This window comes from Vibrio sp. 10N.247.311.14 (assembly GCF_041467715.1).
Taxonomy (GTDB): Bacteria; Pseudomonadota; Gammaproteobacteria; order Enterobacterales; family Vibrionaceae; genus Vibrio; species Vibrio crassostreae_C.
Genome location: NZ_JBFSVE010000027.1, coordinates 17878 through 31097 on the forward strand (window position 1 = coordinate 17878; position 13220 = coordinate 31097).

Sequence of the window (13220 nt, forward strand, 5' to 3'; positions counted from 1 at the left end):
GCAATTCGCTCGACGTAAAATAATGTAAATTGATATTAACGACACACCTAACGGTCAAATAACCGCTTACAAATGAATAAAATAGAGAAGCGCCAACATATAGAGCAGGTGAGTTTGTTATCTGAGCCCATTTCAATGCTGTTAATAATATGACTTATGGCCTATTAGCTCACCTAACACCAAACTCAATTCACCGGCTAATGACCGCACGCTCAATCACAGATTGAGGCACTGTCACGCCAAGCTCACGAGCAGCATCTAGGTTGACCACCAGCTGAGAGCTCTGCGCAGTTTTGACACTCAACTTCCCGGGCTTCTGTCCTTCCAAAATGGCTGCGACATAATCCGCGGTCTGAACCCCAACATCATAATAATCTAGACCTAAACCCGCAATCGCTCCCTTTCCGACATAAGATGTGGCGCCTGCGACGACTGGCGTATCTGCATGGTTAGCCGCTTTGATAAGACCCTCCATGCCGCTTGCAACCGTATTATCGGTCAAGGCATAGATAACATCGGACTTCTTAGCAATGGATTCTGCTTTTGCTTCGACATCGTCAACAGTCAGCGCTTTTTCGGTGTGAAGTGTATAACCGAAATCTCGAGTTGCCTTTCTCAATAACCCAACTAACGCAACGGCATTTGCTTCTGCTGGGTTGTAAACTACACCGATTGAATTAGCTTCAGGGAGCAGTTCTTTGATTAATGACACATGCTGAGTGATCGGAGATAAGTCAGAAAGCCCCGTGACATTACGCCCCGGCTTTTCTAATTGTTTAACGAGCCTAGCGCCGATAGGATCCGTAACCGCGGTAAACACGATAGGAATCGAGCGAGTCGCCGACACTAAGGCTTGTGAAGTCGGTGTCGCGATACCAACAAGTACATGTGGATTTTCACTGACGAGCTCTCTGGCAATCTTGGCTGCCTGAGCCGGGTTACCATTCGCCATTTCATAGGAGAATTCTAAGTTCTTACCGGGTTCATAACCATTGGCTCTCAATCCTTCAAGAAGCCCTAAACGTGTCGCATTCAGATCTGGATGGTCAACAACTTGTGAAACCGACACTTTGGCAACGTTTGCCATTGCATTGCCAGTCCATAGCAACATCAAGCAACTTAAAACCGCTGCCAATACCTTTCTTACAGAACTCATTATCGCTCCCTGAATCAAGCTCTACCCGTCATTACTCGCTCAAAGAGAACAACATCAAAATCACTATTGACATTATTACCAGTAACCATTGATAACTTGAAGTGATATTTAACAAAAATGCAACAAGGCTCGAGTTATGTGAGAAAGGTTATATTGACTTCGGAGGAAGGTAAGAAACCAAGTGAATAAGGACAGGTAAGCTAAACGGAAAGTAAGCGAGGTAACAAAAAGAGGAGCAAATCTGAGAACAAGCTATAGAAGATGAATAGTTGTTCTCAGACAAGAGGGAGAGCTGGGATTCTTTAGAACCAACGCTCCATTGAGGATTTATCTAACTGACGAAAGGCACGATTTAAAATGATTGCCAATTCTTTATAGCGAGGGCGCGGCTTCATAGGCTCTAACGCAAAACCCGTTTCAGTGATCTTTTCATGCAGTTCGCGGTACCACGATACTAGCGCCGGCGGAAGTTGTGTATTTGAGCGATTGCCCAACCACCACATACCTTGTAGCGGCAAGCTGATCGCAAACAAAGCCATAACCACAGCCTGTGGCATCGCTTGGTAATTATTAAAGACCATTTGTGTAAGAACACTGATAGCGGCAATCGCAGGCATCACTTTCACGCCAAAACGGGTCGCTTTAATAATGCGTTGTTCTGGGAAGATCGCGTTTAACTCTTTTCGGACGGGCCAGAGATCCATGTACTTTTGGCCATCTTTTAAACTACTAGCTAAACCAACTCTATTGCTCATATGAGTCTCCCATTAAAAAAAAGTTGAAATCATCAACTAAAAACACAAAAATTTGACGAAAAATAATATTCTTTCAAATTTTTTTGTTATATTTGCACAATATCGCTATTATTTGCAGACCTCAATCTCATTGTTGCCCTTATTTACAATTTAAGCAACTTTGAGAAGACTTCTGCAAGGAATGCACAAGCCTCTTTTTGATAAAGAGCGCTTTCACTTTATACGGAAATTAACGTTTTTTTGACCAAGGTTAGTACGCAAGCCTATGTGCTTCGACTATTCTTGAGATTAATTTTCATCCTTAACTGATTTCGATCAGAAAAATAAACAGGTAGTCATTAATGTCTAAGCTAGTTTTAGTTTTAAACTGTGGTAGTTCTTCTCTTAAATTCGCTGTTGTTGATGCAGAAACAGGTGCAGAGCACCTAACTGGTCTTGCTGAGTGTCTAGGTCTTCCAGAAGCTCGTATGAAGTGGAAACTTGATGGCAAGCATGAAGCACAACTAGGCGCGGGCGCAGCTCACGTAGAAGCACTATCTTTCATGGTAGAAACTATTCTTGCTTCTAAGCCTGAGCTTAAAGCTAACCTTGGCGCTATCGGTCACCGTATCGTACACGGTGGCGAGCAGTTCACTTCTTCTGCACTTATCACTGATGAAGTTCTTAAGGGTATTCAAGACGCTGCGACTTTCGCACCTCTTCACAACCCTGCTCACCTTATCGGTATCGAAGCGGCTCAACAGAACTTCCCTGGTCTACAAAACGTTGCTGTTTTTGACACTGCGTTCCACCAAACAATGCCTTCTGAGTCTTACCTATACGCTCTACCGTACAACCTGTACAAAGAGCACGGCATCCGTCGTTACGGCATGCACGGTACTTCTCACCTATTCATCACTCGTGAAGTTGCAGGCCTACTAAACAAGCCAGTTGAAGAAGTTAACATCATCAACTGTCACCTAGGTAACGGCGCTTCTGTATGTGCAATCAAGAACGGTAAATCTGTAGACACTTCTATGGGTCTTACTCCTCTTGAAGGTCTTGTAATGGGTACTCGTTGTGGTGACCTAGACCCTGCAATCATCTTCCACCTACACGACGCACTTGGTTACTCTGTTGAAGAAATCAACAACATGCTAACTAAAGAGTCTGGTCTTGCTGGTCTAACTGAAGTGACTTCTGACTGTCGTTTCGTTGAAGACAACTACGGTGAGAAAGAAGAAGCAACTCGTGCAATGGACGTGTTCTGTCACCGTCTAGCTAAGTACGTAGCTGGTTACACTGCGACTCTAGAAGGTCGTCTAGACGCAATCACTTTCACTGGCGGCATCGGCGAAAACTCTGGCCCAATCCGTGAAATGGTTCTAAACCGCCTAGGCATCTTCGGCATCGAAGTTGACGGTGAAGCTAACCTTAAAGCTCGTTTCGGCGGCGAAGGTACTATCACTACAGCTAACAGCCGTATCCCTGCAATGGTTATCTCTACTAACGAAGAGCTAGTAATTGCTGAAGACACTGCGAAACTAGCAGGTCTTTAATTGATTTTCCTGACTAGCTTCATTCGAAGCTAGTCAGTTTTTCATATCAAGAAAATGGGGCTCAACTTCTATTCCTACCCCAATTTAAATATCGGTGGGAATAGCAGTTGAGCTTTTTTTATTTCCAATAGTCAAAGGTGTTCGTCAATGTCACGTACTATTATGCTTATCCCTACAAGCGCTGGTGTTGGTCTTACTAGTGTTAGCATGGGTGTTCTTCGCGCTATGGAGCGTAAGGGCGTAAGTGTTTCTTTCTACAAGCCAATCGCTCAGCCTCGCAGCGGTGGTAACCAACCAGATCTAACGTCTACTATCATCAGCGCAAACAGCGACATTAAGATTGGTGAGCCAATCGCAATGACTAAAGCTGAAGCTTTGATCGGTAGCGAAAAAATGGACGAGCTTCTTGAGTCTGTTGTTGAGCAATACAACAAGATCAACAAAGACGCAGAAGTTACGCTAATCGAAGGTCTAGTACCTACTCGTAAGCACCCATTTGCTAACCAAGTGAACGCGGAAATCGCAAAAACACTTGGCGCGGAGATCGTATTCGTTGCGACTCCTGGTACTGACAACCCTACGCAGCTTAAAGAGCGTATCGAAGTAGCATGTTCTAACTTCGGCGGTACTAAGAACAAAAACATCAAAGGCGTAATCATCAACAAGCTTAACGCTCCTGTTGATGAAGCTGGCCGTACTCGCCCTGACCTATCTGAAATCTTTGATGATGCAGACAGCGCTCAGCAAGCGAACCTTGAAGTAATGCAAATCTTCAATTCTAGCCCTATCCGTGTTCTTGGCTGCGTGCCATGGAGCATCGACCTAATCGCAACTCGTGCGGTTGATATGGCTAAGCACCTTAACGCTGAAATCGTTAACGAAGGTGAAATCTCAACTCGTCGTATTAAGAGCATCACTTTCTGTGCACGTTCTCTACCTCACATGATTGAGCACTTCAAACCAGGTTCACTGCTAGTAACTTCTGCAGACCGTCCTGACGTTATCGTTGCTGCGGCTCTTGCTGCGAAAAACGGTGTTGAGATTGGCGCAATCCTGCTTACTGGCGGTTACGACATTCCAGAAAGCATTGCTAACCTTTGTGCACCAGCATTCGCTTCAGGTCTACCGATCTTCAAAGCGCAAGGTAACACTTGGCAGACGTCTCTAAACCTACAGAGCTTCAACCTAGAAGTGCCTGCAGACGATAAAGAGCGTATCGAGTTCGTTAACGATCACGTTGCAAGCCACATTGATGGCCCTTGGATTGATTCTCTATCTGAAGGTACTCAAGGCATCCGTCGTCTAAGCCCACCAGCATTCCGTTACCAGCTAACTGAATTTGCTCGTAAAGCGGCTAAGCGCATCGTTCTTCCTGAAGGTGATGAGCCACGTACAGTTAAAGCTGCGGCTATCTGTGCTGAGCGCGGTATCGCAACGTGTGTACTTCTAGGTAACCCTGAAGAAATCCGTCGCGTTGCAGCACAGCAAGGTGTTGAGCTTGGCGCTGGCGTTGAGATCATCGATTCTGCATCAGTTCGCGAAAACTACGTAGCTCGTCTAGTAGAACTTCGTGGCGCTAAAGGTATGACTGAAGTTGTTGCTCGTGAGAAGCTAGAAGATTCAGTATTCCTAGGTACTATGATGCTTGAAGCTGGCGAAGTTGATGGCCTAGTTTCTGGTGCTGTTCACACAACGGCGAACACAATCGTTCCTCCGTTCCAGATCATCAAGACTGCTCCTGATGCTTCTATCGTATCTTCAATCTTCTTCATGCTTCTGCCTGATCAAGTTCTTGTATACGGTGACTGTGCGATCAACCCAGATCCAACAGCTGAACAGCTTGCTGAAATCGCTATCCAATCTGCAGATTCTGCTGCGGCATTCGGTATCGACCCACGCGTTGCTATGATCTCTTACTCTACTGGTGAATCTGGTAAGGGTGCAGACGTAGATAAAGTACGTGAAGCAACGAAACTTGCTCAAGAGAAGCGTCCTGATCTAGTGATCGACGGTCCTCTACAGTACGATGCAGCAATCATGGAAAACGTAGCCGCTTCTAAAGCGCCTAACTCTCCAGTAGCTGGTAAAGCGACTGTATTCGTATTCCCAGACTTAAACACGGGTAACACGACTTACAAAGCTGTACAGCGTTCAGCAGATCTAGTATCTATCGGTCCAATGCTTCAAGGTATGCGCAAGCCAGTAAATGACTTGTCTCGTGGCGCTCTAGTAGACGATATCGTTTACACAGTAGCTCTAACGGCTATCCAAGCAGACCAAGCTGCGCAAGCTGAAGAAAAAGTAGTTAACTAATTTTCTTTTTCAGAAAGCAAAAACCCTAGATGTTTATCTAGGGTTTTTTTACGCCTGAAGAAAAGCGGATTAATTAATGATTCTAACCACGTCCGTGAGGCGAATCTAAATCCAGATCAGGCCCTTTAGGCACCACTTGAGTCGGGTTGATACCCGTATGGCTGTAATAGTAGTGGCGCTTGATGTGGTAGAAATCCGTCGTCTCTTTAATACCCTCTATTTGATAGAGCTCTTTTAGATAACCTTGGATATGTTTGTAATCCGCAATTCGTTGCTTGTTACACTTGAAGTGACCCACATACACAGCATCGAATCGAACCAAGGTCGTGAACAACCGCCAATCCGCTTCAGTAATCTGCTCTCCCGCTAAATAACGTTTCTCACTAAGATGCGCATCCACTTTATCTAACGCTTCAAATAACGCTTCATACGCCTCTTCGTAGGCTTCTTGTGTTGTCGCAAAGCCGGTTCGGTATACGCCGTTGTTGATGTTTGGGTAGATATAATCATTCCACTCATCAATCTTCTTGGACAACTCCCACGGGTAGTAATCATCGGTGTTACCCGTTAGCTCGTTAAACTCTGAGTTAAACATGCGAATGATTTCAGACGACTCGTTACTCACAATGGTGTTGGTTTTCTTATCCCATAAAACAGGAACCGTGACTCGACCTGAATAGTCCGGTTTGCCTTGGGTGTAGATTTGGTGCATGCGGGTATGGCCAAATAGAGGTTCAGGTAACCCCATTTGCCAACCTTCACTCATCATGTCTGGGCAAACAACCGTCACGTCAATGTGATCGGTTAGGTCTTTCAGCTCGCGGAAGATAAGGGTTCGGTGCGCCCAAGGGCAAGCTAACGATACGTATAAGTGATAACGGCCGCTTTCCGGCTCAAACTGCGCGCCCGGTTTGTTCTCTACCCAATGACGAAAGCCCGCATCTTCACGAACAAACTTACCACCGCTTTCTTTCGTGTCGTACCACACATCATGCCAAACACCTTCAACTAACTTACCCATATCCAAACCTCTGTGATGCTAACTTTTCTCTAGTATAAAAAAAGCCAACTTTTTCAAAACTAGAAGAAGTTGGCTTAGTTGTTCGAATTATTTGATGAAGCTGTTGAGCAAAATATAGGAACTAGGTCTGCAGTACAAAAAAAGCGCGACTCTAAAAACTAGTCGCGCTTAAGCCTGTCACAGGCTGAACCGTTTTAAATTGGCCCTAGACTTGTACGTGCAAGCAAGATACTGCGTGCACATCATCGCCTTGAATCGTTGGCTTAGTTTGCGCACACGCTTCTGTCGCTTGTGGACAACGAGTACGGAAAACACATCCTGATGGTGGGTTGATTGGCGATGGTAGGTCACCTTCCAGCATCTGGATAGTTTTACTACGCTCTAAGCGAGGATCTGGAATAGGAACCGCAGACATCAACGCCTTGGTGTACGGGTGCTTTGGATCAGAGAATAGTGCATCTGACTCACCCAGCTCAACCGCATTACCTAGGTACATTACCAATACACGGTCTGAGATGTGCTTAACCACTGACAAATCGTGCGCGATAAATACCAGCGAAAGACCTAGCTCTTTTTGCAGTTCTTTCAAAAGGTTAACAACTTGAGCTTGGATAGATACGTCAAGTGCCGAAACAGGTTCGTCACAAATGATCATCTTAGGTTTCAAGATAAGTGCACGTGCAATACCAATACGCTGACACTGACCACCAGAGAATTCATGTGGGTAACGGTTGATTACGTTTGGTAGTAGACCAACCTTTGCCATCATCTCTTTAACTCTGTCCTTCACTTCTTGTTTAGAAAGTTCAGGGAAGAAAGTCTCTAGAGGCTCAGCAATGATATCGCCTACTGACATACGTGGGTTAAGCGACGCTAGCGGGTCTTGGAAGATCATCTGAATCTCTTTACGAGTCTCACGACGCTTCACTTCCTGCATCTTAGTTAGGTCTTGACCTAACCACATCACTTGACCTTCAGTCGCTTCAACCAAGCCGATAATCGCACGGGCAAAAGTTGATTTACCACAACCAGACTCACCCACTACGCCTAGTGTTTCGCCTTCGTAAAGGTGAACATCAACCCCATCAACCGCTTTAAGGTTTGATGGTTTTGCCCAAGGCCAAGCAGACTTAGCTGCAATGCTAAAGTGAACTTTCAGGTCTTTAATATCTAATAGTAATTCTTTACTCATTTTGTCCAAGTCTCCCAGTCTGAAAAACAAGCACGCTGACGGTCTTTAGCAAATGGCTGCAAAATCGGTGCTTCTTGCTTACAACGGTCCATTACACGGTGACAACGGTCTTGGTAAGGACAACCTGTTGGTAGGCGAAGTAAGTTAGGTGGGTTACCTGGAATCGTCGGTAGAATTTCACCTTCGGTATCCAAACGAGGAATCGCTTTAAGCAGGCCTTCCGCATATGGGTGGCTTGGCTCGTAGAAGATTTCATCAACCGTACCGTACTCCATTGTACGACCCGCGTACATCACAAGTACTTTGTCACATGAGCCAGCAACAACACCCAAGTCATGGGTGATCATGATGATTGCCGTATTGAACTCATCTTTAAGTTCGTTCAGCAATTCCATGATTTGCGCTTGAATGGTTACATCCAGTGCCGTTGTTGGTTCATCAGCGATAAGTAATTTAGGACGACACAGCAGTGCCATTGCGATCATCACACGCTGACGCATACCGCCCGAAAATTCGTGTGGGTACATGGTGATACGCTTACGTGCTTCAGGGATTTTAACCGCTTCAAGCATGCGTACTGATTCTTCAAACGCCTCTGCTTTACCCATGCCTTTGTGCAGCATAAGTACTTCCATCAACTGATCACTTACTTTCATGTAAGGGTTCAGTGACGTCATTGGATCTTGGAAGATCATTGCGATCTGTTCAGCACGAACCTTGTTCAGCGCTTTTTCAGGCAGGTTGAGGATTTCATTGCCTTCAAACTTTGCACTGCCTGAGATGATGCCGTTTTTAGCCAGCAGCCCCATCAGTGCAAATACCGTTTGTGATTTACCTGAACCCGACTCACCAACAATACCCAGCGTTTCGCCTTGGTTAAGTGAGAAGTTCAAGTCGTTTACTGCGGTTACGATACCATCTTGCGTGGTAAATTCGACGCGCAGATCTTTGACATCTAATAAGCTCATTATTGCTTCCTTAATCTTTTATAGCTTTTAATTGCTATTTCGTTATCTGTCTTTTGGATCAAGCGCGTCGCGCAGACCATCACCTACGTAGTTAAAGCAGAACAGCGTAACTACCATGAATGCCGCAGGGAATGTCAATTGCCAGATTGCAACTTCCATTGTTTGCGAACCTTCTTGAAGCAATGCGCCCCAGCTTGTCATAGGCTCTTGAACACCAAGACCAAGGAAAGATAAGAATGATTCTGTAAGGATCATGCTTGGAATAAGCAACGTAGAGTAAACCGCTACGATACCCAGTACGTTCGGTACGATGTGACGTGTAATGATCTTCCATTTGCTTACACCACATACGTGTGCAGCTTCAATGAACTCTTTACTACGTAGGCTCAACGTTTGACCACGTACAATACGCGCCATATCTAGCCAAGCAATCGCACCAATAGCAACGAAGATTAGGACGATGTTACGACCAAAGAACGTTACCAGTACGATTACTAGGAACATGAATGGCACTGCGTACAAGATCTCTAGGATACGCATCATCACTCGGTCAGTACGACCGCCGATGAAGCCTGAAGCTGCACCGTAAAGCGTACCAATCAGTACCGCTACGAAGGCCCCCATCACACCAACCATCAATGAGATGCGGCCACCGACAAGAGTACGAACGTACAAATCACGACCTAAGCTATCGGTACCAAACCAGTGATCCGCATTCGGACCAACGTGCATTGCGTACCAGTCAGTATCATCATAAGTGTACTGAGCCAGCATTGGTAAGAAGATAACTGCCAGTACCATAAGCGTAAGAATGAACAGACTCACCATCGCAGCTTTGTTTCGCATGAAACGAATGCGCGCGTCCTGCCACAAACTACGACCTTCTATCTCTAAGCTCTCAGAGAACTTTTCGATCGCTTCTAAATTTTCTTTTTTCTTCAACATAACCATGCGTCCCTGTTAGTAGCGAATTTTCGGGTCAATAAGCGCTAGCAAAATATCAACGATTGCGTTGAACAAGATGAATAGGAAACCAATCAAGATGGTTACACCCATTACTAGCGAGTAGTCACGGTTAAACGCGGCGTTAACAAACAGCTTACCGATACCTGGTAGGCCGAAGATGGTTTCAACAACAACTGAACCTGTGATGATACCTACGAACGCAGGTCCCATGTAAGAAACAACAGGTAGCATTGCTGGCTTAAGTGCATGTTTTAGAATGATATAACGGTAGCTTAGACCTTTTGCACGCGCAGTTCGGATAAAGTTACTGTTTAGCGTTTCAATCATGCTACCGCGAGTAATACGAGCAAAGGTTGCTACGTAAAGAAGAGACATCGCGATAACAGGCAGCACGATGTACATGAATGTACCGCCATGCCAACCACCTGCTGGGAATATGTTCCAGTGCAGGGAGAAAAGGTAAATAAGCGCCGGTGCCAACACGAAAGATGGCATTACCACCCCGAGCATGGCGGTCGACATTATGGTGTAGTCGACCCAGGTATTGTGCTTCAAGGCGGCAATCGTCCCGACGGTGACCCCCATCAATAGTGTGAAAATAAAGGCAACGAAACCTACCTTCGCAGATACTGGAAGTGCAACCGCGATCAGCTCATTTACTGTGTAATCTTGGTATTTAAAAGAGGGGCCGAAGTCACCTTGTAAGATATTTGTCAAATACGTGGTGTATTGTTCAAATACTGGTTTATCTAAGCCGTATTTAGCTTCGATGTTAGCCATAACTTCTGGCGGTAATGGACGTTCGCTTGAAAACGGGTTACCCGGTGCGAAACGCATGAGAAAGAAAGATATAGTGATCAACACCAACATGGTTGGAATCGCTTCAAATATCCGTTTCATAATGAATTTAAGCATAAACTCACTCTTTCAGTCTGTGACAATTAAAATTAGAAAGACGCTACATGCGCGCCCTGCGCATGTAGTGCCTGTATCGTTATAGTTATATTAACTTTTTAGAATCGAAGCTTATTATTGAGCTTTGATGTATAGGTCTTTCGAGAAGATCTTGTCTTCCGCGTTGTTGATTGGGAAACCACCAACATGCGGGTTAAGTAGACGAGATTTAACGTATTGGTAGATAGGAGCGATTGGCATGTCGTTTGCCATTAGCGCCTCAGCTTCTAGGTAAAGTGCTTTACGCTCTTCTTCTGAAGTTGAGTTAAGTGCTTTATCGATGATCTGGTCGTAAGCCGCGCTGTCGTAGTGAACACCACCGGTAGTGTTGTTACTCTTCATTAGCGTTAGGAACGAAGACGCTTCATTGTAGTCACCACACCAACCAGCACGTGCTACTTCGAAGTCACCAGAATCTTTAGAAGATAGGTACGTTTTCCACTCTTGGTTCTCAAGTGTTACAGAAAGACCCAGTGTTTTCTTCCACATAGAACCTAGCGCTACAGCAATCTTCTTGTGGTTCTCTGAAGTGTTGTAAAGCAGGTTGAATTTAAGTGGGTTGTCTTTACCGTAACCCGCTTCTTCAAGAAGACGTTCCGCTTCTGCGTTACGCTCTTTCTGAGACATCTTGCCGTAAGCAGGTAGCTCAGGATCGAAGCCAGCTGTGATTTCAGGCGTTAGGAAATACGCAGGTTTTTGACCTTGCGCTAGGATAGCACCTGTTACGATATCACGGTCGATCGCGTAAGAGATTGCTTGACGAACACGAACATCATCAAATGGTGCTTTCTTCGTATTGAAGATGTAGTAGTAAGTACATAGGTTACCCGCTACAGATACATCTTCTGCGTACTCTTTTTGAAGACGCTTGAAGTGCTCAGTTGGAAGTTCGTTTGTGAAATCGATTTCACCAGATAGGAAACGGTTCATTTCCGCTACTTGGTTTTCGATTGGTAGGAACGTTACTTTGTTAAGAACTGTTTTATCGTTATCCCAGTACTGTTCGTTACGCTTGAGTACTAGACGCTCGTTAACAACCCATTTATCAACAGAGAATGCACCGTTGCCAACAAAGTGCTCTGGCTTAGTCCACTGGTCACCGTATTTTTCAACAGTTGCCTGGTGTACTGGCTTCATTGTTGTGTGGCCCATCATCATTACGAAGTATGGTACCGCTGTTTCTAATTCAACAACTAGAGTGTTTGCATCCACTGCTTTAACGCCTAGTTCACTCTTGTCTTTCTTACCCGCTACGATATCTTTCGCATTCGCCATCTTGGTGTATTCCATGTACCAAGCGTATGGAGAAGCCGTTGCAGGATCAACTGCACGTTGCCAGCTGTATACAAAATCTTGAGCTGTTACAGGATCGCCGTTAGACCATTTTGCGTCTTTGCGTAGGTGGAAAGTGAATGTTTTGTTGTCTGTCGTTTCCCAGCTTTCCGCAACACCAGGGATAGTGTTGCCGTCGCCGTCTTGGTTCACTAGACCTTCTAGAAGATCACGAATTACGTGAGATTCTGGTACACCTTGAGATTTGTGTGGGTCGATAGTTGCAACTTCAGTACCGTTACCGCGAACAAGTTCCTGAACTTTTGCCAGTTCTGTGCCTGCTGGAACTTCAGCAGCGATAGAAAGAGTAGAAGAGGCAGCCACTGCCAAACCAGCACCTAGAAGAAGGGCCTGAGTGATTTTATTCTTGTACATTTAATAAACTCCAAGTTTTATGTATTGCATCCATGACTTCTTTGCTTGGTTCACTGAACGGCAGTGATTTAGATTTATTTAGCTCAAAATTTAAGCATAAAAATCTAAAACCTTACAAAGATTGAGGCACACACTATCAACCATTGAAGTAATTTGCCACAAACAAGTCGCAAAAAATCGGATAATTCTCCGAAATACTTAAGGTATCAGTGTAAATATCTAAAAAACCCCAAATCAGTAGTGACTTGCGTAGAGGGATTAATTAAAAAACAGCCTTTAGTGTTGATGTATCTGTGTTGATACTTTTTTTTAGCATCTTATGCTAGAACACTGAGCGCAAATTAACATTAATGCCACATGAAATCTAATTGCACATCACATATCACCTAAACCGTCTACACTATTTGTGAGGATAATCACTTTATACAAGACAGCATAATGCTCTGCACCAAACCGGGTTATCCAATGCACCAATTAAGACAAAATTACGCGCTGAATTTATATGCAACCACAATGAATTATCATTTGTCAAATCAATGATTATCTATAAATAGATTTATAGCAGGTACAAAAAAACCGACCTAAGTGGTCGGTTTTTGACTGTCTCATATACAAATGAGTAAATGCTGAAGCAACATCACTTTAAGAGA

The 13220-nt window shown here is 44.6% G+C and carries 10 protein-coding genes; 2 read left to right on the forward strand and 8 right to left on the reverse strand.

The features are described from left to right. Nucleotides 1-190 precede the first annotated feature (190 nt). Entirely contained in the window at nucleotides 191-1156 is a 966-nt protein-coding gene (locus tag AB6F11_RS11695) for an ABC transporter substrate-binding protein (protein WP_017062167.1), read from the reverse strand. 302 nt (nucleotides 1157-1458) lie between these two features. Then, nucleotides 1459-1911 (reverse strand): terminus macrodomain insulation protein YfbV, encoded by a 453-nt coding sequence (yfbV, locus tag AB6F11_RS11700; RefSeq protein ID WP_017062168.1) that lies wholly within the window; start codon nucleotides 1909-1911, stop codon nucleotides 1459-1461. A 341-nt stretch (nucleotides 1912-2252) separates the two neighbouring features. Between yfbV and AB6F11_RS11705 the strand changes: the two genes are divergently transcribed. Then, a complete protein-coding gene (locus AB6F11_RS11705; RefSeq protein ID WP_017062169.1) occupies nucleotides 2253-3449 on the forward strand; it encodes an acetate kinase in 1197 nt (398 codons plus the stop codon). A gap of 147 nt (nucleotides 3450-3596) precedes the next feature. After that, a complete protein-coding gene (gene pta / locus AB6F11_RS11710) occupies nucleotides 3597-5762 on the forward strand; it encodes a phosphate acetyltransferase (protein ID WP_017062170.1) in 2166 nt (721 codons plus the stop codon). A gap of 82 nt (nucleotides 5763-5844) precedes the next feature. On the opposite strand, the gene AB6F11_RS11715 is transcribed toward pta, so the two are convergent. The 6 genes from AB6F11_RS11715 to AB6F11_RS11740 form a co-directional block, all read right to left on the reverse strand. Continuing rightward, nucleotides 5845-6783, reverse strand: a complete 939-nt coding sequence (locus AB6F11_RS11715; protein ID WP_104216100.1) for a glutathione S-transferase family protein — start codon at nucleotides 6781-6783, stop codon at nucleotides 5845-5847. Between the two features lie 205 nt (nucleotides 6784-6988). After that, nucleotides 6989-7975: a murein tripeptide/oligopeptide ABC transporter ATP binding protein OppF gene (gene oppF / locus AB6F11_RS11720; RefSeq protein WP_017062172.1), complete on the reverse strand. Its 987-nt coding sequence runs from the start codon at nucleotides 7973-7975 to the stop codon at nucleotides 6989-6991. Beyond that, nucleotides 7972-8943 carry an ABC transporter ATP-binding protein gene (locus tag AB6F11_RS11725; RefSeq protein WP_012603544.1) on the reverse strand — a complete coding sequence of 324 codons (972 nt, stop codon included), beginning with the start codon at nucleotides 8941-8943 and terminating at the stop codon, nucleotides 7972-7974. Before AB6F11_RS11725 ends, oppF begins: the two co-directional genes overlap by 4 nt. A gap of 42 nt (nucleotides 8944-8985) precedes the next feature. Further along, entirely contained in the window at nucleotides 8986-9888 is a 903-nt protein-coding gene (oppC, locus tag AB6F11_RS11730) for an oligopeptide ABC transporter permease OppC (RefSeq protein ID WP_017062173.1), read from the reverse strand. Between the two features lie 15 nt (nucleotides 9889-9903). After that, nucleotides 9904-10824 (reverse strand): oligopeptide ABC transporter permease OppB, encoded by a 921-nt coding sequence (oppB, locus tag AB6F11_RS11735; protein WP_017062174.1) that lies wholly within the window; start codon nucleotides 10822-10824, stop codon nucleotides 9904-9906. A gap of 114 nt (nucleotides 10825-10938) precedes the next feature. After that, the gene (locus tag AB6F11_RS11740) at nucleotides 10939-12570 is read right to left on the reverse strand and encodes an ABC transporter substrate-binding protein (RefSeq protein ID WP_017062175.1); all 1632 of its coding nucleotides are present in this window, start codon (nucleotides 12568-12570) and stop codon (nucleotides 10939-10941) included. Between the last annotated feature and the right edge of the window lie 650 nt (nucleotides 12571-13220).